The following is a 22,074-nucleotide window of genomic DNA, read 5'->3' on the forward strand; positions in this document are numbered from 1 at the left end:
CGGGTGCGGGCTCTGGTCCGGACTGGTCAGTGCGCGGACGCCCCGAGCAGGCCGCGGCGGGCCAGCAGGGGGTCGATGAGCGGGTCCCGTCCGCGCAGGTCGCGGAATGCCTGCATCGGGTCGAGGGAGCCGCCGCGCGAGAGCAGCCGGGCGCGGAACACGTCGCCGTTGGCGCGGTCGAGGCCGCCGTTCTCCCGGAACCACTCGACCGTGTCGGCGTCGAGCACCTCCGACCAGATGTACGAGTAGTACCCGGCCGAGTACCCGCCGCCGAACACGTGGTTGAAGTACGTCGTGCGGTAGCGCGGCGGCACCGGGGCGTAGTCCACGCCCGCGCGCTGCAGGGCGGCCGCCTCGAACGCCTCGACCTCGTCGACGTCCGTCGGCACCTCGTCGGGCGCCAGCCGGTACCAGGCCTGGTCCAGCAGCGCGGCGGCCAGGTACTCGGTCGTCGCGAACCCCTCGCCGTCCTGCCTGGCGGCCAGCAACGTGTCCACCCACTCCGTCGGCATGGGCTCGCCGGTCTCGTGGTGCAGCGCGAACGACCGCACGATCGACGGCTCCCACGCCCACATCTCGTTGACCTGCGACGGGTACTCGACGAAGTCCCGGGGCACCTCGGTGCCCGACTGCGACGGCCATCGGACCGCGGAGAACAGCCCGTGCAGCGCGTGCCCGAACTCGTGGAACATCGTGATCACCTCGTCCCACGTGAGCAGCGTGGGCTCGCCCGGAGGTGGCTTCGGGATGTTCAGGTTGTTGACCACGACAGGCCGCTCGTCCAGCAGCGTCGACTGGTCCACGAGGGTGTTCATCCAGGCGCCCCCGCGCTTCGACTCCCGTGTCCAGTAGTCGCCGAGGAAGAGGCCGAGCCCGCTGCCGTCGGCGTCGAACACCTCGAAGACGCGGACGTCCGGGTGGTAGCCGACGAGGTCGTGGCGCTCCGCGAACGTGAGGCCGTACAGCTCCGTCGCCGCGCGGAACACCCCGTCGGCCAGCACGCGCTCGAGCTCCAGGTACGGGCGCAGGATCGAGTCGTCGAGCGAGCGCCGCTCCTTCTTGACCTGTTCGGCGTAGAACTGCCAGTCCCACGGCTCCAGGCGGGCGTCGGGATCGTCGTGCACCAGGGCCTCGGCCAGGTCCGCACCCTCGGCGCGCGCGTTGGCGACGGCCACCGGGGCCAGCCGCTCGAGGATGTCGGCGACGGCCTCCGCGCTCTTCGCGGTCGCGTCGGCGGCGACGTACTCCGCGTGGTGGGCGTACCCCAGCAGCCGGGCGCGCTCGGCGCGCTTGCGTGCCAGGCCCAGCAGCGTCGGTCGCGTGTCGTGCGGGCCGGAGGCGCCGCGGCCGGCGGAGGCGCGGAACACCCGCTCGCGCAGGGCACGGTCGCGGAGCACCGCCAGGGGCGCCTGTTGCGTCGGCAGGGCCAGCTCGAGGAACCAGCCGTCCTCGTGGCCGCGGTCCCGTGCCGCCTTCGCCGCGGCCGCGCGGGCGTCGTCGGACAGCCCGTCGAGCTCGTCCTCGTCCGTGACCAGCACGCCGGCCGCGTTCGTCGCCGCCAGCAGGTCGCGACCGAACGCGGTCTCCAGGCTCATGATCTCGGCGTTCAGCGCGCGCAGGCGGTCCTGGGAGGCGTCGTCGAGCCGCACGCCCGCCCGGACGAACTGGATGTGCGTGCGGTGCAGCAACCACGCGGTGTCGGGCGCCAGCTCCAGCTCGCCGGAGTCCGCGTCGGCCTGGAGGGCCGAGATCCGCGCGAACAGGCGGGGGTCGAGGAAGATCGCGTCGTGGTGGGCCGCGAACAGGGGCGCGATCTCCTCCTCGACGGCCTCGAGGCCGGGCGTCGAGTCCGCGCTCGACTGGTTGTAGAAGCTCACGACCGCCCGGTGGAGCAGCCGGCCGGACCTCTCGAGCGCCTCGAGCGTGTTCTCGACGGTCGGCCGCGCCGGATCCGTCGCGATCGCCTCGATCTCCGCGCGCTGCAGGGCCATGCCGGCGAGCAGGGCCGGGCGGTAGTGCTCCTCGCGGATCTGCGCGTGGTCGGGAAGGCCGTACGGGAGGGTGGACGGCGCGCCGAAGGGGTTGTCGGCGGCGAGATCGGTCGGCTGCATGGCGGACATCATTCCCGACGGTCGCGTGCGCCGCCCATCGCGTCAGGCGACGGCACCTGTCCGAGCCTCGTGGGTGGCGTACCCGTGCGCCCGGCCCACCGCGGCGTTGTAGAGCTCCCCGCCGTGCGTGGTCAGGCCGGCGCCCAGGGCGGGGTCGGCGGCGACCGCTGCCGTCCAGCCGAGGTCCGCGAGCGCGCTCAGGTACGGCAGCGTCACGTTGGTCAGCGCCCTGGTCGAGGTCACGGGGACGGCGCCCGGCATGTTCGCCACGCAGTAGAACACCGAGCCGTGCACGGGGTAGGTGGGCTCGTCGTGCGTGGTGGGTCGGGTGTCCTCGAAGCAGCCGCCCTGGTCGACGGCGACGTCCACGAGCACGGAACCGGGGCGCATGCGTGACACCAGCTCGTTGGTGACCAGGTGGGGTGCGCGTGCGCCCGGCACCAGCACGGCCCCGATCACCAGGTCGGCGTCCAGCAGCTCGCGCTCGATCGCGTACGCGCTGGAGGCCACGGTGCGGACCCGTCCACCGAATGCGGAGTCCGTGTCCCGCAGCCGCGGCATGGACACGTCGAGCACGGCGACGTCGGCGCGCATGCCCACGGCGATCTCGGCGGCGTGCCGGCCCACGACGCCCCCGCCGAGCACCACGACCTTGGCCGCGTCGACGCCGGGGACCCCGCCGAGCAGCACCCCGGAGCCGCCCTCGTTCTTCATCAGGTGGTACGCCCCCACCTGCGTCGACAGCCGTCCGGCCACCTCGCTCATGGGGGCCAGCAGCGGCAACGTCCCGTCGGGCAGCTGCACGGTCTCGTAGGCGATCGACGTCGTGCCCGCGGCCAGCAACGCGTCGGTGGCCGGACGATCGGCCGCGAGGTGCAGGTAGGTGAACAGGAGCAGGTCCTCGCGCAGGTACCCGTACTCGGACGCGACCGGCTCCTTGACCTTGCAGACGAGGTCGGCGCTCCCCCACACCTCGGCGGCGTCGCCGACCACCCGCGCCCCCGCGGCGGCGAACTGCTCGTCCGTGATGGCCGAGCCGGCGCCCGCACCCGCCTGGACCAGCACATGGTGCCCCGAGCCGACCAGCTGGTGCACGCCCGCGGGCGTCACCGCCACGCGGTACTCGTGGTTCTTGACCTCGCTGGGGATGCCGACCTGCATGGTGGTCTCCGTCCGGGCTGGGCGTCAGCAGTTGCCCTGATTCTGAACTTCCTGTGTTTCGAACGGGTGACGACGATCGAAGATTCGCTAGATTCATCACATGTCCGCCATGGATTCGCAGCAGCGCCCTCTCGCCGGTCCTCACCGAAGCGCGTTCGGCGCGATCGTGCTCGACGACGTCGACCGCCGGCTCCTGAGCGAGCTGGAGCGCGACGGACGGATCTCGAACAAGGAGCTGGCTGCCCTGGCCGGCATCGCCCCGTCCACCTGCCACGCGCGGGTGCGGGCGCTGCGTGAGTCGGGCGTGCTGCGTGGCTTCCACGCCCAGGTGGACCCGGAGGCGGTGGGCCGCGGGCTCCAGGCGATGATCGCGGTGCGCCTCCAGCCCTCGGCGCGCGCACGTCTGGCCGAGGTCGCGCACCGCCTGGCGCAGCGGCCCGAGGTGCGGGACGTGTACCTGCTGGCGGGCGTGGACGACGTGCTGGTCCACGTGGCGGTGCGGGACTCCCCCGAGCTGCGGGCCTTCGTGCTCGAGCACCTGAGCACCCGCCCGGAGGTGGCCCACACGCAGACGAGCCTGGTGTTCGAGCACGTGCACGCGCCGGGCACCGCGTCGCTCTGATCAGTCGAGCAGCCGTCGCCAGACGTCCGCCTGCCCGAGGATCCGTCGCGCGCCCGCCTCGTCGTGCAGCTGGTCCCAGACCCACAGCGCCGACTCGGTGCACCGCGCGAACCCCCACGCGGCCACCCGGTCGGCGTCGAGGTCGAGCAACCCGGCGAGCAGCCCGATCCGCTCGCCCAGCACCGCGGCGGGGTCGGGGTGCTCGAAGGGGTCGTCGACCTGCTCGAGCAGCGGCCACAGGTCGTACGCGGGGTCCCCGCGCATCGGCTTCGGGTCGATGGCCACCCAACGGTCGTCGCCCGCGGCGAGGAGATTGCCGGGGTTGAGGTCGCCGTGCACCAGCGCGTCGGCGTGGCCCGGGAGGCTGCGCAGGAGGTCCGCCGCGACCCGGACGTCGACCCCGTGCCGCGAGCCGCGCTCGCGGAGCAGGTCGGCCCAGCCCTCGCAGACCTCGCGCAGGGCGGGGACGACGACCCTGACAGGCGCTGACCACAACGTCCGGGCCACCTCCGCCGCGGCGGTGAGGCGCTCCTGCGCGGTCCCCGGCGCCGCCGTCAGCGGGGTACCCGGGGCGACCCGGTCCAGCAGCAGGGCCCAGTCGTCGTCGTCGGAGTCGAACAGCTCGGGGACGCCGTGCCCGTGCCACGCGCGCAGCGCAGCAGCCTCGTGCCGCGCCTCGTCGTGCGGGAACGAGATCTTGAGGACGACGGCGCGCCCGTCCGGGAGCGACCCCGGCGCGCACCATGACGCGGCGCCGCTGGTGAACGGGTCGTCCAGCGCGACGTCCCAGCGCCGGGCGGCCCGCTCGACGAGCTCCGGCAGCCGACCGATCCACTCACGGCCGGCCGAGGTGCGACCCGGCCCGTCCCGGAGGATCGCGGGGACCACGAGACCGGCCACGCGATGCTCCTCCCCCTCAGTGCTCCGACGTCCGAGCTCAGTATCGCCACGGGTGACGGGCGTGCGGCGGTCCTGCGTTGCTCCGCTCGGGTGAACGCCGCACTCGCGCCAGAACCGTGTGCGATCCTGCGCGCACCGACGGTCGGAGCACGGGGAGGGCACGGCGTGAGTGCTGGCGAGCCGCAGGGGCTCAACCCCTGGGTCGGCGCGCGCGGAGACGCCCCCTTCCCGGTCGTGCTGCCGCATCCCCGTCCCGGCGGCGACGTCCCGGCAGTCCGGTTCCTGGGACCGCCGGTGCCCATCCGGCGCGGACCGCGCGTGAGCTTCCTCCTGATGGTCGCGCTGGCGGTCGGAGCGCTGGTGCTCGGGGGCCGGTGGTGGATGGCGACCTCGTCCGCGTTCGGGCCGCCCGGGGGCCTCGAGGAGTCGGCGCTCCCCCTGGGTGCGCCCCCGGTGGTCCAGCCGGGGCAGGGCGCGTTCGCGTTCACCGGCATGCAGCCCGACGGCAGCGGACCCGTGGCCTACAGCCCGTGCCGCCCGATCCACTACGTCGTGCGTCCGGACGGCGCTCCCCTGGGTGGCGGCGAGCTGGTCCGGCAGGCGATCGCGAGCGTGTCGGCGGCGACCGGCCTCCAGTTCATCGACGACGGGGAGACCCAGGAGGCGCCGAGCGTCGACCGCGAGGCCTACCAGCCGAGCGTCTACGGCCGCCGCTGGGCCCCCGTCCTGATCGCCTGGTCGACGTCCGCCGAGTCCCCCGAGCTCGTCGGCGACGTCGCGGGGATCGCCGGGTCGGCCACCGTGACGCGTGCGGGCCAGACGGTCTACGTCAGCGGGTCGGTCACGCTCGATGCCGAGGACATCGCGCCGCTCGTCGCCGCGCCGAGCACCCAGCCCACCGCCCTCGGCATCGTGACCCACGAGCTCGGTCACCTGGTGGGCCTCGACCACGTCGACGACCCCACCCAGCTGATGTACCCGAGCACCCAGCTCCTGGTCGCCGGGTTCGCGGGCGGCGACCGGGCCGGCCTGGCCGCGCTGGGCGCAGGCGAGTGCGCGCCCGACGTCTGACCCAACCCTTCACACCGGACGCGCAGGCTCTCCCGCCGAACTCCCAGGCACCGCGAGTACGCTCACCGCGGACCACCTCACCGCCGCCCCCCGAGGAGCGCCTCATCCACCGTCGACCCATCGTCCTCGTGCACGGCACCCGCACGTCGTCGGCGATCTGGCGCCGCCAGGTGGACGCGCTCGAGCGCTCCGGTCACCCCACCATCGCCCTCGACCTGCCCGGCCACGGCCTGCGGGCGAGCGAACGGTTCAGCCTCGAGGGCGCTCTCGAGGCCATCGGCGCAGCGGTCGACTCGTGCCCCGAACCTCCGTTGCTGGTGGGGCTCTCGCTGGGCGGGTACACCAGCCTGGCGTACGCGCGCCAGCACGGGGACCGGATCGCCGGCGTGGTCCTCGCGGGCTGCTCGACCGAGATCAAGGGCAAGCCGCTGGGCGCGTACCGGCGGGCGTCAGGGATGGTCACCCGGGCGCTGCGGCTGGGCGGCCCGGACTGGAACGTGGTCACCGACATGCTCACGGAGCTCGCGGGGTACTCACCGCTGGCGGACCTACGTCGCACCGCCGTGCCCGTGTGGCTGGTCAACGGTCGCCGTGACCCGCTGCGCCTCGACGAACGGCGCTACCTCGACGCGCGACCGGGCACCCGGCTCACGATCGTCCCGGGTGCCGGCCACGACGTGAACTCGCACGCACCCGTCGCGTTCAACCGCATCCTGCTCGACGCGCTGCACGAGCTGCGCAACCGCGGCGGACTCGCGATCGCCTGAGCGCGCGGCCCACCGCGTCGCGGCAGGCAGAGTGTCGCGGCAGGCAGAGTGTCGCGGCAGGCAGAGTAGGGGCGTGGACCCCTTGCAGCTCGCCGACGCCTCGCGGCTGCGCACCCGCGCGACCGTGCTGCACGCCGACGCGGACTCGTTCTTCGCGGCGGTCGAGCAGCGCGACAAGCCGTCGCTGCGGGGCCGTCCGGTGCTCGTCGGCGGCACGGGACCGCGCGGGGTGGTCTCCACGGCGTCCTACGAGGCGCGTCGGTCGGGGGCACGCTCCGCGATGTCCATGAGCCGGGCACGCCGGCTCAGCCCGGCCGCGGCGGTGCTCTTCCCCCGGTTCGAGGCGTACTCGGCGTACTCGCGGATCATCATGGCCACGCTGGGCACGCTGTCCGAGCTGGTCGAGCCCCTGAGCATCGACGAGGCGTTCGTGGACCTGGAGGCGGGCCTGTTCGCCGACGACCCCGCCGGCGCGGCGGCCGACGTCCGGGCCCGGATCCGCGAGCGCACGGGACTCGCGGTCTCGATCGGCATCGGCCGGACCAAGCTGATCGCCAAGCTGGCGTCCGAGGCCGGCAAGCCGGACGGGCTGCTGGTGGTCGAACCGGCCGACGAGGACGACTTCCTCCTGCCCCTTCCGGTGCGCGCGGTGCCCGGCATCGGCCCGGCGACGGCGGCGGCGCTCGAGCGGCTCGACGTCCGCACCGTCGCCGACCTGCGCCGGCAGGAGCTCGACGTCCTGACCATGACCGTCGGGGAGTCGTCGGGCGTCAACCTCTTCCGGCTGGCCCGCGGCATCGACCTGCGACCGGTGGCACCGGGGGGCGAGCGCAAGTCGGTCGGTGCGGAGCGCACGTTCGCGGAGGACATCTTCGGGGCGGACCTGATCGCTGCGGCGATCGACCGCGTGGCCGACGAGGCGCTGCGTCGGCTCACCGCCCACGGCGGCGGCGCGCGGACCGTGGTCGCCAAGGTGCGGTTCGCCGACTTCACCACGCTGACCCGCTCGGTCACGCTCCCGCAGCCGTCCGCGGAGCCGGCCGAGCTGCGGGCGGCGGCGCACCAGGCCGCGCGCGCCGCCGGCATCAGCGACTCCGTGCGGCTGCTCGGGGTGTCGTTCCACAACCTGTCCGCGCACGCGCAGCTGACCTTGCCGTGGGGTGACGAGGAACCCCCGCCGGTCGTCGACGACGAGCCGCTCGAGGCCCCCACGAGCCTCGGGCCGCTGACGGAGGAGAACTCCCGGCCGGGCCTGGACGTCGAGCACCCCGTCCTCGGTCGCGGCTGGGTGGTGCACGTCCGCGGCCGTCAGGCCACGGTCAGGTTCGAGAGCGTGGACACGCCCCCGGCGCGATCGCAGGTGGTCGACCTCGACACCGACCCCCTGCTGCTCGTGCCGCCGCTCACGCCGGTCTGGGTCCCCTGAGCGACAGCTCCTCCGTGGTGGGCCGTTGGTCACTGGTCCGTGGCCGCGTCACCTCGGACGATTGCTCTGTCCCTGCCGGCCCGGCGCCACACGCCCGCGCCCTCGGGGGGCCTCGGGCGACGGCGCCCGAGTCGTCGCGACGAGCAGGAGAGCAGACGTGTCAGGCAGCAGGACGGAACGCAAGCCGGGGCACGTCGAGGTCGAGAGCGCTCACGGCCGGGTGGCCGCGTACGTGAGGCACCCGAACGGCGGCGGGCTGGTCGAGGTCACCGCCCGCGTCCACGTGGGCGCGACCGTGCACGAGTCCGCGTACGTCGAGGCCGGGGCCATCGTCGGCGACGGCACCCACATCGGCGCGAGCAGCTGGATCGACTCCGACGTGATGATCGGCGCGCGCGTGCGCATCGGCCGGAACGTGCACCTCGGCTCCGGGTCCCGGATCGCCGACGGGGCGCAGATCAACGCCGGCGCCCGCATCGGGGAGGCTGCGATCGTCGCGACCCGGGCGCGCGTGAGCACCGACACCGTGGTCCCCCACGGCGCGGTCGTGCTCGGTCCCGCACGCCGCTCACCGCGCTCGGACTTCGGCACCGCCGCGTAAGCCGCCCGTCGGCGGGGCCGGTCTACGCTGACTGGGCATGAGCTTCGTCTACGACGAGCGAACCTCTGCCTCCCGCTACGTCGACGTCGTCTGGCACACGGTCGACACCAGCGACGGGACCTACCTGGCGTCCGCCGACGCCCGCTGGGACATGATCTTCACGGTCGGCGCCCACGGCAGCCGGGTGCTCCTGAGCGGTCCGTCGTCGCAGCCCACGGTCGTCCCCTACGTCGCCGGCAACCGCAACCTGGGCATCCGGTTCGCTCCCGGCGCCTACTTCACCCACGTCCCCGTCGACGCGATGCGGGACCGCACCGTCGCGCTCCCCATGCCCTCGCCGGACACGTTCGTCCTGGCCGGCTCGTCGTGGCCGTTCCCGGGGACCGACGGCGTTCTCGTCGACGCGCGCGTCGACGCGCTCGTCGAGGCCCTGGCCGACCGCGGTCTGCTCGCCCGCGACGACGTCGTCGAGACGGCGCTCGCGGGCGACCCGGTGCCGCTGTCCACCCGCACCGTCGAGAGGCACTTCACGCACACGACCGGCATGAGCCCGCGGCGCGTCCGGCAGATCGCCCGTGCGCGCGAGGCCGTGGACCGGCTCCAGCGCGGCGGCGGCATCGCGGACGTCGCCCACGCCCTCGGCTACGCGGACCAGGCACACCTGACCCGCGACCTCAAGCGGCTCACCGGGTACACCCCCGGACAGTCCCGGGACCGCGACGAACCCGTCTGAGTGTCGCTCTGGTTCAAGACAGGGCGAGCACCGCGTGGCTGACTCACGAGGGCAGGGACCACCTCGGGAGACAGGACGCACGCCGTGGACATCCGACCGTACGAGATCGCCATCCCCGCCGCGGAGGTCACCGACCTGACCGAGCGGCTCGCCCGCACGCGATGGCCCGCCGACCTCACCTCCGGGTGGGAACGCGGCACCCCCGTGCCGTACGCCCAGCACCTGGCGCAGCGCTGGGGCACTGGCTTCGACTGGCGCGCGCAGGAACGTCGCCTGAACCGGATGCCGCAGTTCGTCGCCGACGTCGACGGGCAGCCGATCCACGGGCTGCACCTGCGGTCGAGCCAGGAGGGGGCCACCCCGCTCCTCCTCTGCCACGGCTACCCCGCGTCGTTCGTGGAGTTCGCGACGCTGGCACCCGCGCTGGCGGAGCCCGAGGACGGAGGCCCGGCCTTCCACGTCGTGGCGCCCTCGATCCCCGGCTTCGGGTTCTCCACCCCCTTGACCGGTCACGGGTGGGACCTCGTCCGGACGGGCGCCGCGTTCGATGCCGTGATGGTCGCGCTCGGCTACGAGCGCTACACCGTGTTCGGTGGCGACGTCGGCGCCGGCATCAGCGAGCAGCTCTGCCTCGATGCGGGAGACCGCGTGATCGCCTCGCTCGTCGCCACCGATCCCGGCGCGATCGCGACCGCCTACACCCCGCCGACCGACCACCTGACCCCCGAGGAGAAGGAGCGGCACGAGGCCCTCAAGGCGGCCCGTGCCGAGGACTTCGGGTACCTCCAGGTCCAGACGACGCGGCCGCTCAGCGTCGCGTACGGACTGACGGACTCCCCGGTCATGCAGCTGACGTGGATCGCGGAGAAGTTCCAGGAGTGGACCGACCCGTCGCGCGAGCTGCCCGAGGACGCCGTGGACGTCGACGACCTGCTCACGCTGGTGAGCGTGGCGTGGTTCGGCCGGGGCGGCGACGGCGGCGCGAACCTGCTCTACGAAGCGGCGCACTCCCCCATGGCGTGGGGACGCACGCACGACCGCCCGCAGGGCATGGTGGCGTTCGGTGAGGAGCCTCTGATGCGCCGCATCCTCGACCCCGACGGGCGTCTCGCCTTCTGGGCGGAGCATCCCCGGGGCGGTCACTTCCCCGCGATGGAGCGCCCGCGGGAGCTCGCCGGGGACATCCGGGCGTTCCTCGCGTCGGTCCCGGTGGGCTGAGGGTCTGTCCCGATGTGGGTGGTGTGCGGTCTGATCGTGTCGGGCGGTCGCGTGGGCGGCCGCTGACGACCCAGGAGGACGCACATGGCGACGATCGTCTCGACATTGTTCATCTCGCTCGACGGAGTCGCCGAGATCGATCCGGCGTGGCACTTCCCGTACTTCGACGAGAACATGGGCGCCGCCGTCGGCGAGGACTACGAGGACGTCGACGTGCTGCTGCTCGGGCGCGTCACGTACGACAGCTTCGCGGGCGCCTGGCCGGAGCGGGAGGCCGCCGGCGGCCAGGACGCCACGTTCGCCGCTCAGCTCGGTGACGTGCGCAAGGTGGTGGCGACGCGCGGTGCCCAGGAGCTGGGCTGGCGCCACGCCGAGGCGGCACCTGACCTCGTCGAGGCCGTGACGGCGCTGAAGGCGGACGTCGGTATCGGGAAGGTCCTGGTCGCCGGGTCGGTCTCGGTGGTCCGCCAGCTGCTCGCCGCCGGGCTCCTCGACGAGCTGCGCCTGCTCGTGCACCCCGTCGCCGCGCGGCACGGCGAGCGGCTGTTCGACGACGGCGAACCCATCTACCCGTTGCGGCTCCTGCGCTCCGACGTCTTCCCGACGGGCGTCGTCCGGCTGGTCTACGCGCCGAGCCAGCTGCCGGGAACCCAGGGCTACGAGGACGTCACCGACAAGGTGCCCGGTGCCGCCTGAGCCGGTGACGTGGCCGCAGGCGCTCGCCTGGCGGATGCGGCGACAGCTGCTGGACCCGGTCGCCGACGTGTCGGCCACCGACGTGGTGCGGGCGCTGGGCGCTGTCGCCGCGCAGAGCGACGCCACGACGGAGCTGGCGCTCGGCGCCCGGCAGCTGCGTCCGCGGCCGGGCGAGCTGGTCCACGCGATCTCCGACGGCATGCTCGTCCGCACGTTCGCGTTCCGCGGCGCGGTCCATGTGGCGACGCCCGAGGACGCCGGCGTCTTCCTCGCGCTGCGCGCCTCCAGCCGGATGTGGGAGCTGCCCAGCTGGCAGACCTACTACGGGCTCACCCCGTCGGACTGGCCCGCGTTCCGGCAGGCGGTCCGCGACGCCCTCGCCGACGGGCCGCTGACGCCCGACGACCTCGGGGAGACGCTCACCGCCGAGCCCGCGTTTCGCCACCTCCAGAAGGTCTTCGCCGACAACCCGTGGACCCTGCTCAAGGCGCTCGCGTGGCAGGGCGACCTGTGCTTCGGTCCGGCGCGAGACGGCCAGGCGACGCTGCAGCGGCTGGACGGCAACCCCGGCTGGAGCGGGCTCGTGGAGGTCGACGTCGCAGGACCGCGTGCCGTCGAGTCCTACGTCCGGGCGTACGGGCCGACGACCCCCGCGCACCTCCAGTACTGGCTCGGCGAGGGTCTGGGCGTCCGGCGCGGGCACCTCCGGACCTGGATCGCCGGCCTCGGGGAGCAGCTGGCCTCCGTCGAGGTGGAGGGCGAACCGGCACTCGTCCTGCGCGAGGACGTCGAGGAGCTGACCGCGGCTGGCCCGTCGACGACGGTCCGCCTGCTGCCGCGGTACGACCAGTGGGTGCTCGGGCCGGGCACCGCCGACCCGCACGTCGTGCCCGTCGCCCAGCGCGCTGCGATCAGCCGCGGGGCCAACCTTGCGGTGGTCGGGGGTGTCGTGCGCGGGACGTGGTCGCAGTCCGACGACGAGGTCGCCGTGGCGTGGTTCGAGGACGCCCCCGCGCGTGCGGCGGTCGAGCGCGAGGTCGAGCGGCTGTCGACGGTTATCGGCAGGCCGCTGCGCCTGGTCGCGGACCCGCGCTGAGCCGGCGGAGCACGCTGCTGGCGCAACCGAGGGCCGCGTTGCTAGCGTCCGCGTGCCGCACAGGTGCGCGGGGGCGACCGCTGCCCATCGACTTCGACGAGTAGGGACTGCCCCATGAGCATCGGATGGCGTCTGCACGGTGACGGACGGACGGTTCCCGTCGGCGAGGTCGTCGCACCCGACGAGCGCCTGAGCTGGCCGCGGACCATCGGCATCGGCATGCAGCACGTCGTGGCGATGTTCGGCGCCACGTTCCTGGTCCCGCTGCTCACCGGCTTCTCGCCGGCGACGACCCTGTTCTTCTCCGCGGTCGGCACCGTGGTGTTCCTGCTGATCACGCGCAACAAGCTGCCGAGCTACCTGGGTTCCTCGTTCGCGTTCATCGCACCCATCGCGGCAGCGACCGCCACCGGCGGGCAGTCGGTGGCGCTCGGCGGCATCGTCGTGGTCGGCGTGCTGCTCGCCGCCATCGGCGCCGTGGTGCACGTCGCCGGGTCGGGGTGGATCGACACGCTCATGCCGCCCGTCGTCACGGGCACGATCGTCGCGCTCATCGGCCTGAACCTCGCCCCGGTCGCGTGGGGGACGTGCTCGCAGAGCGTCGTCGACGGGGAGATCGTCGAGACGTGCAGCAACGGCTTCCGTGCGGCGCCGATCACCGCGCTGGGCACGCTGCTCGCGATCATCCTGTGCACAGTGCTGTTCCGCGGCATCCTCGGGCGGCTCTCGATCCTGGTCGGCGTCCTGGTCGGCTACGCGGTCGCCAACCTGCGCGGCGAGGTCGACTTCTCCGGCGTGCGCGCCGCCGACTGGGTCGGCTTCCCCCAGTTCCTCGCGCCGACGTTCGACATCGCCGTGCTCGGGCTGTTCGTCCCGGTGGTGCTCGTCCTGGTGGCCGAGAACATCGGTCACGTGAAGTCCGTCGCCGCCATGACCGGACACGACATGGACCCGCTGGCCGGCCGCGCCCTGTTCTCCGACGGCATCGCGACCACCCTGGCCGGGCTCGGCGGCGGCTCGGGCACCACCACCTACGCCGAGAACATCGGCGTCATGGCCGCCACCAAGGTCTACTCCACGGCCGCGTACTGGGTCGCCGCGGCCACGGCCCTGGTGCTCTCCCTGTCGCCGAAGTTCGGTGCGGTGGTCGCCTCGATCCCCGCCGGGGTGCTCGGCGGCGCGACGACGGTCCTCTACGGGATGATCGGCATCCTGGGCGCCAGGATCTGGGTGCAGAACCGGGTCGACTTCTCCGACCCGAAGAACCTCACGACGGCTGCCGTCGCGCTGGTCATCGGCATCGCCAACTTCACCTGGGCGCCGGGCGACCTCGTCTTCGGCGGGATCGCACTGGGCACCGCCGCCGCGCTGATCATCTACCACCTGATGCGTGTGCTGGCCGACTGGCGCGGCACCAGCCAGGAGCCCGCGTCCCCGGCGTCCGTCCCCGCAGTCGACCCGGTCGACAGGTAGCCGGTCCGCGGGCGTCCCGCGTCCGGATCGCGAGACCGGAGGTGACGTACGTCACGGGCTGCCTCATCCTGTCGGGACGTCGACATCGAGGCCGGCGTGGGGCCGGCACCGCGCCGGACCAGAGCCGGACGGTCAACGATGACGAACCCGCGCCTGATCGCCCTGTTCACCGTCCCGGCTGTCGCGTTCGCGCTCCTCGTGTCGCTGGTCGCGTCCCACGAGCAGCTCTGGACCTCCTGGCCCGGCACCGCCGTGCGGTTCGGGGGGGTCGTCATCGTCGCGGTCGGGCTGTACGCGCTCGCCGCCCGCCTGGACCGCCGGGCGCCCACCCGCTGACCCGGCCCCGGACGAAGAATGCCCCCGGTCCGCGTCTCCGCAGATCAGGGGCACTTTCGTCGCTGTCTCAACGAGTGTCCGGAAAGGGACTTGAACCCTCACGCCCGTTAGGGCACTAGCACCTCAAGCTAGCGCGTCTGCCATTCCGCCACCCGGACAGGTGGACCGCAGGGCACCCGGAGGCGCCCTCAGGTGCGGCAAAAAAGATAGCACGGCGCGGCGGGCGAGCACGCATCGGCCCCCCGGGGCAGACTGACGGCAGACGCCGAGACAGCAACCCCTCGGCCGCGAAGCGGGGAGCCCGATGACCGACACCAGCACCTCGACGGGACGGGCTCCTGCCAGCCCTACGGCGCGGAAGGTTGCCGGTGCGCGCCGCAACCCGAGCGCCTACGGCACGGAGCACACGGCCCCTCGCTGGTTGCGCGGTGCGGCCGGTGTGTCGTGGCGGCTGCTCGTGGTCATCGCGATGGTGGGGCTCATCTTCTACGCCACCTCCAAGGTGCAGCTGCTGTTCATCGCCGTGTTCCTCGCGTTCGTGTTCACCGCGGTGCTGCGGCCGGTCGTCGACTTCCTCGCGCGGTGGATCCCCCGCGGGCTCGCCACGGCGCTGGGCATCCTCGGCGGGATCGTGTTCTTCCTCGGGCTGCTGACGTACGTCGGCTACTCGATCGCGAACCAGTGGACCGACCTGACCAAGCAGTTCAGCGACGGCATCGACCAGATCACCGAGTTCCTGGAGAACGGCCCGCTGCCGTTCACCATCACCAACGACCAGATCGCCGAGTGGATCAGCAACGGTCAGCAGTGGGTGCAGGAGCACGCCGGGGACCTGGCCGGTCAGGCGGCTGCGGGAGCCGGTTCGGTGGTCGAGGTGTTCACGGCCCTGGCGCTCGCAATCTTCTGCACGGTGTTCTTCCTGGCGCGGGGCCGCGAGATGTGGACCTGGTTCCTCAACCAGCTGCCGACCCGCGTGCGCGAGAGCTGGAAGACGGCCGGTGGCGCCGGCTGGTACACGTTCTCCGGGTACACCCGCGGCACGGTGATCATCGCGGTCACGGACGGCATGCTCGCGTTCATCCTGCTGAGCATCCTGCGCGTGCCCCTGTCGGCGCCGCTCGCCGTGCTGGTGTTCATCGGTGCGTTCATCCCGCTGATCGGTGCGCCGCTGGCGATGGTCATCGCGATGATCGTGGCGCTCGCTGCGAACGGTCTGCTCTCGGCCGCGATCGTCGGTATCGGCATCGCCCTGATCGGCCAGTTCGAGGGGCACATCCTGCAGCCGATCGTGATGGGCAAGCAGGTGTCCATCCATCCGGTCGTCATCGCGCTCGCCGTCACCGCGGGAACCCTGACCGCCGGCATCCTCGGTGCGGTCATCTCGGTGCCGCTCGTGGCGGTGTGCTGGGCGATCTTCTCCCGGCTGCGGACGCTGGACCCTCCGATGGAGGAGGACGAGTCCGACGACGACGTCGAACCGGTCGACTCGGTCGAGGAGATCGACGACGACGAGGCCGTCAAGCAGCCCTGAGCCTCAGCGGAAGTCGCGCGACGTCGACCTGACCTTCAACGACATCGCGGCCAGGTGCTCGGCCACCAGGTTGGTGGCCCCGTCCGACCGTTCCAGCCGCCCGCGGACCACCATCGCGCGCGACGTGCGGGCGACCTTGCGGAACTTCTGCCACAACCCCGCCGAGCAGATGACGTTGAGCAGCCCGGTCTCGTCCTCGAGGGACAGGAACGTGATCCCACCGGCCGTCCCCGGTCGCTGCCGGTGGGTGACGACCCCGGCGACGGCCACCCGCCGGCCGATCACGTGCGTGTACGCCTGCTCGACCCGCAGGACGCCTGCCGCATCGAGCCCGTCGCGCACGAACTGCGTCGGGTAGGAGTCGACGGACACCCCCGTGGCCCACACGTCCGCCGTGGCGATCTCGACGTCGCTGAGCCCGGGCAGCATGGGGGCGCTGACCCCCACCGAGACCCCCGGCAGCGTGTCCGGTCCCTCCTGCGCGAGCGCACCAGCCGCCCAGAGTGCCTCTCGGCGCGTGACTCCCAGGCTGTCGAGCGCCCCGGCCGTGGCGAGCGCCTCGAGCTGCGCGGTCGACAGCTGCACCCGCCGCACCAGCTGTCGCAGGTCCGCGAACGGGCCGTGCGCGCGGCGCTCGTCGACCACCCGCTGCGCGACGTCCTCCCCCACCGACCGCACCGACGCCAGCCCCAGCCGGACCGCGAGCGACCGGTCGCCGTTCCCCGTGCGCACCCCTGGCGCGGTGACCGGTCCGGTCCCGCTGGGGGTCGGCACCAGCCGCGGCTCACCGTCCGCCCGCGTCGGACCCAGGCGCTCGACGCACGCCTGCACGTCGGAGGCCTGCACGTCCGGGCGCAGCACCTCCAGGCCGTGCCGGCGGGCGTCGGCGGCCAGGCTCTGCGGCGAGTAGAAGCCCATCGGCTGCGCCGCCAGCAGCCCCGCGTAGAACGCCGCCGGGTGGTACACCTTCAGCCACGCGCTGGCGTAGACCAGGAACGCGAACGAGTAGGCGTGCGACTCGGGGAACCCGAAGTCGGCGAACGCCTTGAGCTTGTCGAAGATCTGGGTGCCGGTCTCGGCGTCGATCCCGTGCTTCGCCATGCCGGACATCAACCGCCCGCGCATCGCCTCCATGCGCTCGGTCGACCGCTTGGAGCCCATCGCCCGGCGCAGCTGGTCGGCCTCCGCCGGGGTGAAGTCGGCGACGTCGATGGCCATCTGCATGAGCTGCTCCTGGAACAGCGGCACGCCCTTGGTCTTGGCCAGCGACTTCTCCAGCAGCGGGTGCAGGTAGGTGACCGGTTGGCGGCCGTGCGCGCGCTCGATGTACGGGTGCACGGAGCCGCCCTGGATGGGACCGGGGCGGATGAGGGCGACCTCGATGACGATGTCGTAGAACGTGCGCGGCTGGAGGCGCGGCAGCGTGCCCATCTGCGCGCGCGACTCCACCTGGAACACCCCGACGGTGTCCGCGGCGCTGAGCAGGTCGTACACGCGCGGGTCCTCCGCGGGCAGCCCGTGCAGGTCCAGCTCCTCGCCCTCGTGGTCGCGCACCGACGTGAACCCGATGCGCAGCGCGGTGAGCATGCCGAGACCCAGCAGGTCGAACTTCACCAGCCCCGCGTCCGCGCAGTCCTCCTTGTCCCACTGGAGCACCGTGCGCCCCGGCATCCGCGCCCACTCCACCGGGCACACCTCGATCACCGGCCGGTCGCACATGACCATGCCGCCCGAGTGGATGCCGAGGTGCCGCGGCAGGCGCAGGAACCGGTCGGCCAGGTCGATGACGTGCTCGGGGATCTCGTCGAGGTCGCTGGCCGATGGGGGCCGGATCGCCGGGACGACGTCGTGCCCGTCGGCGGTGGCCATGCCCGGCGTGTCGACACCCTTCGGGGCGCGCACCACCGACGGCGGCTCCCACGTGTTCCCCCACATCGAGGCCTGCGTGCGCCGACGCACCTCGCGGGCCGTGGTGGGCACGGGACCGACGTGGTCCACGTGCGGGCGCGCCGGCCGTCCTGACGACGACGGCTTCTCGGGCGGAGGCGCGGGCGCGTCCGCCCGCAGGCTCCCCCATCGCTCGATCGACGACGCCCACGCGTCCTGCTGCCCCGCGTCGTACCCGAGCGCCCGCGCGGCGTCCCGGACGGCCGACCGCGGCCGGTAGGAGATGACGTTGGCCACCTGGGCGGCGTGCGACCGGCCGTGCTTCTCGTAGACGTACTGGATGACCTCCTCGCGGCGCGCGGACTCGATGTCCACGTCGATGTCCGGCGGCCCGTCCCGCTCGGGCGCGAGGAACCGCTCGAACAGCAGGCCGTGCCGCACCGCGTCCACGGCCGTGACCCGCAGCGCGTAGCAGACCGCCGAGTTGGCGGCCGAGCCGCGGCCCTGCGCCAGGATCCCGTTGCGGCGGCAGAAGTCGACCAGGTCGTAGACCACGAGGAAGTACCCGGGGAAGCCGAGGTCCTCGATGACGGTCAGCTCGTGCGCCAGCTGCGCGTACGCGCCGGGCACCCGCTCCGACTCCGGCGGCCCGTACAGCTCGAGAGCACCCCGGCGTACCAGCTCGCGCAGCCACGTGGCCTCCGTGTGGCCGGGTGGGACCGGGTAGGGCGGGAGCTGGGGCGCGACGAGGGACAGGTCGAACGCGCACTCGTCGGCCAGGTCGGCCGCTGTCACCACGGCCGACGGGTGCCGGCGGTGCAGCGCGAGCATCTCGGTGGCCGACCGCAGGTGCGCCATCGGGCCGCCGGGCAGCCAGCCGTCCAGGTCCTCCAGCGAGGAGCGCGCCCGGACGGCGGCGAGCGCGGCGGCCAGATCGGCGTCGCGCGGGGTGGCGTAGTGCACGTTCCCCGTGGCGACGAGCGGGAGGCCGGCGTCGGCCGCGAGGTGCGCGAGGGCGTCGGCGCGGTCGGCGTCGTAGGGGTCGCCGACCGCGGTGACCTCGACCGCCACGTTGTCCCGGCCGAACAGCGCGACGAGCCGGTCCAGCTCGGTCCGGGCCGCTTCGACCCCGGCCGCGGTCACGCCGGTGACCCCGGACGGGTCGCCGCCCGCGAGCGCACGCCGGACCGACCCCTTGCGGCAGCCGGTGAGCACCAGCCACTGCCCGGCCGCGGTCGCCGCGAGCTCGTCGAGCCGGTAGTCCGCGGCGCCCTTCTTGCCCGTGCGCAGGTGGGCCTCCGCGATCGACCGGGACAGGGCGCGGTACCCGTCGGGGCCGCGCGCGAGCACCAGCAGGTGGGACGCGCGCGGGTCGGGGATGCCGGTCGGCAGGTCGAGCACGGGCGGGCCTGGCGTGACCCGTGCGGCCTCCCGGGGGTGTCGCCGACCGTCCGGCGCGGGCAGGTGCAGCTCCGCCCCGAACACCGTGGGCAGCCCGACCGCCTTGGCCGCCTGCGCGAACCGCACGACGCCGTACAGCCCGTCGTGGTCGGTGAGCCCGAGCGCGCCCAGCCCGAGCCGCGACGCCTCCGCGGCGAGCTCCTCGGGCTGGCTGGCGCCGTCGAGGAAGCTGAAGGCGGAGTGCGCGTGGAGCTCGGCGTACCGCGGAGGGAAGTGTGCAGACCGCTCAGTCATACGTCGCCTCGCACGTCCAGCCGCCCGCCGCGCACGCGAGGAGCACCGCGCGGCCGTCGTCGAACGTCACCTGCAGGTGCGCCCGCAGGCCGGGGCGGTCGTCGGCCGCCACCCACCAGCGCTCGCTGAGCAGCCACGGTCCGGCCCACCCGGCCACGGCGCGCGGCTCGTCGGCGGCGGACCGCACCTGTGCGACGGCGACGTCCCACGGCTCGGCCCGACGACGCCCACGCGACGCGTTCACGGGTGCCTCACGCGGCTCGTGCCCACGCGGGGCACCCGCGCGGCGGTCCGGGCCTGCCCCACGGTCGTCGTCGAACCCCCGAGGTAGCCACCGCACCCACGCCGGCTCGCTGCTCATCCCGCTGCGCACGTCCAGCACCACCGGCATCCCGGTGGCGTCGCGCACGTCGACCCGCTCCGGCGGGTCCAGCACGCTCGCCGGGGCAGGGTCAGGCAGCCGCCCGGGCCAGGGCCGGTCCACCGGCCGCGCCGGCTCGGCCTGCTCGCCCCACGGCTGCAGGTGCACCTGGTCGCGCACGTCCCGCCCACCCTGCAACGTCGCGACGAGGATGCCCGACCCCCCGACGATCCCCTGCACCCGGTCGAGCGCCCGGTGCGCGCGCAGGTCCCCGCCCGACGGTCCGCCCCACAGCCGACCCTGCTCGGCGCCCGCGGGCGCGACGTCCAGAGCGGTGATCGCGAGGTGCACCAGGGTGACCGCGCGGGACTCGTCGTCGGGCCACGGGTTCGTCGGCAGGTCGTCGTGCGCCCAGGGGTCCCTCCCGGACGCGACGGCGTCCCGCGCCGTCCTCGACCGGGCGCGGGCGGCGGGGTCGTCGGCTGCCCGGCTCCGCGCGGTCTCGACCGCGCTCGACGCCAGCCAGCCCTCCAGCTGCCACCGGATGCGGTCGGTGATCCGGGCGGGGGTCAGCCCGCCCCAGCCGCCCAGGTCGGTCCGCCAGGTGCGCACCAGGTCGACGCCCTCGTCGGTGCGTGCCGCGATCTGCAGGCGCCCGCACGTCACCGAGTGCTGCATCAGCAGGGCGTGCAGCTCCTCGGCCAGTCGGCGGCCGGCGAACGTCGCCGAGTCGACCCGGTCGAGCGGCGGGTCGAGGTCGGTGGCCACCTCGAGGTCGGCCTCCGGGCGACGCCGTGCCGGCGGGCGCTCGTCGTCGCCGCGCGCGAGCGTCTGCGCCCACGTGCCCAGCCGCCCGAAGCGGGCGTGCACGTCGGTGGGCGGCAGGGCGGCGAGCTGACCGAGCTGCCGGAGCCCCAGGCGGTGCAGCAGGTCCACCAACTGGGCGACCGCGGAGGCCGCCTCGTCGGTGACGGCCGCGTGCACCAGCTCGCTCATCGCGCGCGGGGCCAGGTACGCCGCCGACGCCCCGGCAGGCACCACCGCGCCGGTCCGGGTGGCCAGCACCGCCGCGAGCAGCCCGTCGGCCGTGCCCACCGCGCACTCGTGGCCCGACCCGTCCGCGACCGCGTCGATGAGCAGCTCCGCGAGCGCCTCCTCCGACCCGTGGTACCGGCTGGCGCCGCCCGCGGGCAGCAGCAGCATCCCGGCGCGGACCACCTCGATGCCCGCCACCACGGTCTCCGCGGCCGCCGCGACCGGCTCGAACAGCCGCACGTCGCGCGCGTCGTCCGCGGGCAGCAGCACCAGCTCGGGGCACACGCCCTGCGCCTGCCGTCGCCGCATCCCGCGACGCACCCCCTCGGCCCGCGCGAGCGCCGACACGGCGGTGAGCTGCCGCCCGTCGTGCACGGCGGTGGGCACGTGCGGGGGCACCTGCTCGGACGTCGCCGCGGCCACCACCGGCCAGTCCGGGACCCACAGGACGGTCGTGCGCGTGCTCATCCGACGAGCCTCAGTCCCGGTGAGGTGGCCTCGACCTGCGGCGCGACGGTGGAACCGATCGGCAGGGTCAGGTCGAGCGCACGGGGCACGGCGGCGCTCCCCCGACCGGTGCGGACCAGCCGGATCTCGTGCGTGCGCAGCCGCCCCTCACCCGCGTCGACCCCGGTCCACCGGCCCGACTCGACCGTGAGCACCACGCCGGCGCCCGGCCAGTCGGCGGTCGACAGCAGCACCGAGCCACGGTCCCGGGCACGGGCGGACAGCTTCCTGCGCTCCGCGTCCGTCAGGGCTGCCCCCGGCCCGACCACCACCACGTCGACGCCGTCGAGCAGCGCGGACACGACGGTCGGCGCCTCGAGGCCCGGGTGCGGGATCACGGCCAGCCGGTCGAGCGACACCCCCGCCTGGGACGCGGCCAGCAGCCCGATGGTCGGCTGTCCGACGACGGCCGCCCACGCCCCGCCGGCGCACGCGTGGGCGAGCATGGCCAGCACCAGCGACGTCGACCCCGTGACCACCGTGGTGCCGCCGCGGCGCAGCCCCTCGGGCAGGATCGGGGCCAGCGGCGGCGGGACCGCCATCGGGGGGCGCTCGCTGGTGATGATGCCGGCGGTGGGCTGCTCGACGGGGGTGACCGGCAGGTCGGGCACCAGGGCGACCACCGGCGTCACCGGCCCTTCCTCGCGGGAGATCTCACGGGAGATCTCGCGGGAGATCTCGCGGGAGACAGGAGCGACCGCGGAGGCCACCTCGCCGGGAGCCGTGAGACCCCCGAGCGGCAGGACGCTGCGCGCCCCGGTCCGCTGCTCGGCGCGCGCGAGGGCGGCCCGCGCGAGCAGGACCCGGTCCTCGCGCGACATGGTGCCGACGGACATGCGGACCTCCC

Annotated in this window: 18 protein-coding genes and 1 tRNA gene; 12 read left to right on the forward strand and 7 right to left on the reverse strand. The window is 74.0% G+C overall.

Annotated elements, in window-relative coordinates:
• Window positions 1-26: 26 nt before the first annotated feature.
• Entirely contained in the window at window positions 27-2,111 is a 2,085-nt protein-coding gene (locus HP550_RS21475; protein WP_175349707.1) for a M3 family metallopeptidase, read from the reverse strand.
• Between the two features lie 42 nt (window positions 2,112-2,153).
• Window positions 2,154-3,272, reverse strand: coding sequence for an alanine dehydrogenase (ald, locus tag HP550_RS21480; RefSeq protein ID WP_175349708.1), 1,119 nt, complete (start codon window positions 3,270-3,272; stop codon window positions 2,154-2,156).
• Window positions 3,273-3,372: 100 nt separating this feature from the next.
• On the opposite strand from ald, the gene HP550_RS21485 reads away from it, so the two are divergent.
• Window positions 3,373-3,894: an Lrp/AsnC family transcriptional regulator gene (locus tag HP550_RS21485; protein WP_343048317.1), complete on the forward strand. Its 522-nt coding sequence runs from the start codon at window positions 3,373-3,375 to the stop codon at window positions 3,892-3,894.
• On the opposite strand, the gene HP550_RS21490 is transcribed toward HP550_RS21485, so the two are convergent.
• A complete protein-coding gene (locus tag HP550_RS21490; protein WP_175349709.1) occupies window positions 3,895-4,794 on the reverse strand; it encodes an aminoglycoside phosphotransferase family protein in 900 nt (299 codons plus the stop codon).
• A gap of 165 nt (window positions 4,795-4,959) precedes the next feature.
• Between HP550_RS21490 and HP550_RS23170 the strand changes: the two genes are divergently transcribed.
• From HP550_RS23170 to HP550_RS21540, 10 genes are all read left to right on the forward strand, one after another.
• Window positions 4,960-5,865, forward strand: a complete 906-nt coding sequence (locus HP550_RS23170) for a matrixin family metalloprotease (protein ID WP_175349710.1) — start codon at window positions 4,960-4,962, stop codon at window positions 5,863-5,865.
• A complete protein-coding gene (locus HP550_RS21500) occupies window positions 5,847-6,632 on the forward strand; it encodes an alpha/beta fold hydrolase (RefSeq protein ID WP_425484471.1) in 786 nt (261 codons plus the stop codon). Before HP550_RS23170 ends, HP550_RS21500 begins: the two co-directional genes overlap by 19 nt.
• A 73-nt stretch (window positions 6,633-6,705) precedes the next feature.
• On the forward strand, window positions 6,706-8,058 hold the full coding sequence (locus HP550_RS21505) for a DNA polymerase IV (protein WP_175349711.1): 1,353 nt from the start codon (window positions 6,706-6,708) through the stop codon (window positions 8,056-8,058).
• A gap of 157 nt (window positions 8,059-8,215) precedes the next feature.
• Window positions 8,216-8,659, forward strand: coding sequence for a transferase (locus HP550_RS22850; protein ID WP_175349712.1), 444 nt, complete (start codon window positions 8,216-8,218; stop codon window positions 8,657-8,659).
• A gap of 37 nt (window positions 8,660-8,696) precedes the next feature.
• Window positions 8,697-9,392 carry a helix-turn-helix domain-containing protein gene (locus HP550_RS21515; protein WP_175349713.1) on the forward strand — a complete coding sequence of 232 codons (696 nt, stop codon included), beginning with the start codon at window positions 8,697-8,699 and terminating at the stop codon, window positions 9,390-9,392.
• 84 nt (window positions 9,393-9,476) lie between these two features.
• Window positions 9,477-10,610 (forward strand): alpha/beta fold hydrolase, encoded by a 1,134-nt coding sequence (locus tag HP550_RS21520; RefSeq protein WP_175349714.1) that lies wholly within the window; start codon window positions 9,477-9,479, stop codon window positions 10,608-10,610.
• 84 nt (window positions 10,611-10,694) lie between these two features.
• On the forward strand, window positions 10,695-11,306 hold the full coding sequence (locus tag HP550_RS21525) for a dihydrofolate reductase family protein (RefSeq protein ID WP_175349715.1): 612 nt from the start codon (window positions 10,695-10,697) through the stop codon (window positions 11,304-11,306).
• Window positions 11,296-12,402, forward strand: coding sequence for a DNA glycosylase AlkZ-like family protein (locus HP550_RS21530; protein ID WP_343048318.1), 1,107 nt, complete (start codon window positions 11,296-11,298; stop codon window positions 12,400-12,402). The genes HP550_RS21525 and HP550_RS21530 overlap by 11 nt, the downstream gene beginning before the upstream one ends.
• Before the next feature lie 114 nt (window positions 12,403-12,516).
• Complete coding sequence (locus tag HP550_RS21535) at window positions 12,517-13,875, forward strand: uracil-xanthine permease family protein (protein ID WP_175349716.1); 1,359 nt, start codon at window positions 12,517-12,519, stop codon at window positions 13,873-13,875.
• A gap of 138 nt (window positions 13,876-14,013) precedes the next feature.
• Window positions 14,014-14,211 carry a hypothetical protein gene (locus tag HP550_RS21540; protein ID WP_175349717.1) on the forward strand — a complete coding sequence of 66 codons (198 nt, stop codon included), beginning with the start codon at window positions 14,014-14,016 and terminating at the stop codon, window positions 14,209-14,211.
• 75 nt (window positions 14,212-14,286) lie between these two features.
• On the opposite strand, the gene HP550_RS21545 is transcribed toward HP550_RS21540, so the two are convergent.
• A tRNA-Leu gene (locus tag HP550_RS21545) sits at window positions 14,287-14,369 on the reverse strand.
• A 146-nt stretch (window positions 14,370-14,515) separates the two neighbouring features.
• Here HP550_RS21545 and HP550_RS21550 point away from each other — a divergent pair.
• Window positions 14,516-15,742, forward strand: a complete 1,227-nt coding sequence (locus HP550_RS21550) for an AI-2E family transporter (RefSeq protein WP_175349718.1) — start codon at window positions 14,516-14,518, stop codon at window positions 15,740-15,742.
• Window positions 15,743-15,745: 3 nt separating this feature from the next.
• On the opposite strand, the gene HP550_RS21555 is transcribed toward HP550_RS21550, so the two are convergent.
• From HP550_RS21555 to HP550_RS21565, 3 genes are read right to left on the reverse strand one after another with little or no spacing between them, the layout of a single operon-like run.
• The gene (locus HP550_RS21555; protein WP_175349719.1) at window positions 15,746-19,324 is read right to left on the reverse strand and encodes a PHP domain-containing protein; all 3,579 of its coding nucleotides are present in this window, start codon (window positions 19,322-19,324) and stop codon (window positions 15,746-15,748) included.
• A complete protein-coding gene (locus HP550_RS21560) occupies window positions 19,317-21,188 on the reverse strand; it encodes a DNA polymerase Y family protein (protein WP_175349720.1) in 1,872 nt (623 codons plus the stop codon). Before HP550_RS21560 ends, HP550_RS21555 begins: the two co-directional genes overlap by 8 nt.
• Window positions 21,185-22,063, reverse strand: coding sequence for a hypothetical protein (locus tag HP550_RS21565; protein WP_175349721.1), 879 nt, complete (start codon window positions 22,061-22,063; stop codon window positions 21,185-21,187). The genes HP550_RS21560 and HP550_RS21565 overlap by 4 nt, the downstream gene beginning before the upstream one ends.
• Window positions 22,064-22,074: the final 11 nt, after the last annotated feature.

It is taken from the genome of Cellulomonas humilata, from assembly GCF_013359775.1.
GTDB classification, from domain to species: domain Bacteria; phylum Actinomycetota; class Actinomycetes; order Actinomycetales; family Cellulomonadaceae; genus Cellulomonas; species Cellulomonas humilata.

Excerpts from the sequence above, each read along its gene's own strand:
- HP550_RS21475 (WP_175349707.1), bottom strand. The coding sequence starts at position 2,111 with ATGCAGCCGACCGATCTCGCCGCCGACAACCCCTTCGGCGCGCCGTCC.
- ald (WP_175349708.1), bottom strand. The coding sequence starts at position 3,272 with ATGCAGGTCGGCATCCCCAGCGAGGTCAAGAACCACGAGTACCGCGTG.
- HP550_RS21485 (WP_343048317.1), top strand. The coding sequence starts at position 3,373 with ATGTCCGCCATGGATTCGCAGCAGCGCCCTCTCGCCGGTCCTCACCGA.
- HP550_RS21515 (WP_175349713.1), top strand. The coding sequence starts at position 8,697 with ATGAGCTTCGTCTACGACGAGCGAACCTCTGCCTCCCGCTACGTCGAC.
- HP550_RS21525 (WP_175349715.1), top strand. The coding sequence starts at position 10,695 with ATGGCGACGATCGTCTCGACATTGTTCATCTCGCTCGACGGAGTCGCC.
- HP550_RS21535 (WP_175349716.1), top strand. The coding sequence starts at position 12,517 with ATGAGCATCGGATGGCGTCTGCACGGTGACGGACGGACGGTTCCCGTC.
- HP550_RS21540 (WP_175349717.1), top strand. The coding sequence starts at position 14,014 with ATGACGAACCCGCGCCTGATCGCCCTGTTCACCGTCCCGGCTGTCGCG.
- HP550_RS21550 (WP_175349718.1), top strand. The coding sequence starts at position 14,516 with ATGACCGACACCAGCACCTCGACGGGACGGGCTCCTGCCAGCCCTACG.
- HP550_RS21555 (WP_175349719.1), bottom strand. The coding sequence starts at position 19,324 with ATGACTGAGCGGTCTGCACACTTCCCTCCGCGGTACGCCGAGCTCCAC.
- HP550_RS21560 (WP_175349720.1), bottom strand. The coding sequence starts at position 21,188 with ATGAGCACGCGCACGACCGTCCTGTGGGTCCCGGACTGGCCGGTGGTG.
- HP550_RS21565 (WP_175349721.1), bottom strand. The coding sequence starts at position 22,063 with ATGTCCGTCGGCACCATGTCGCGCGAGGACCGGGTCCTGCTCGCGCGG.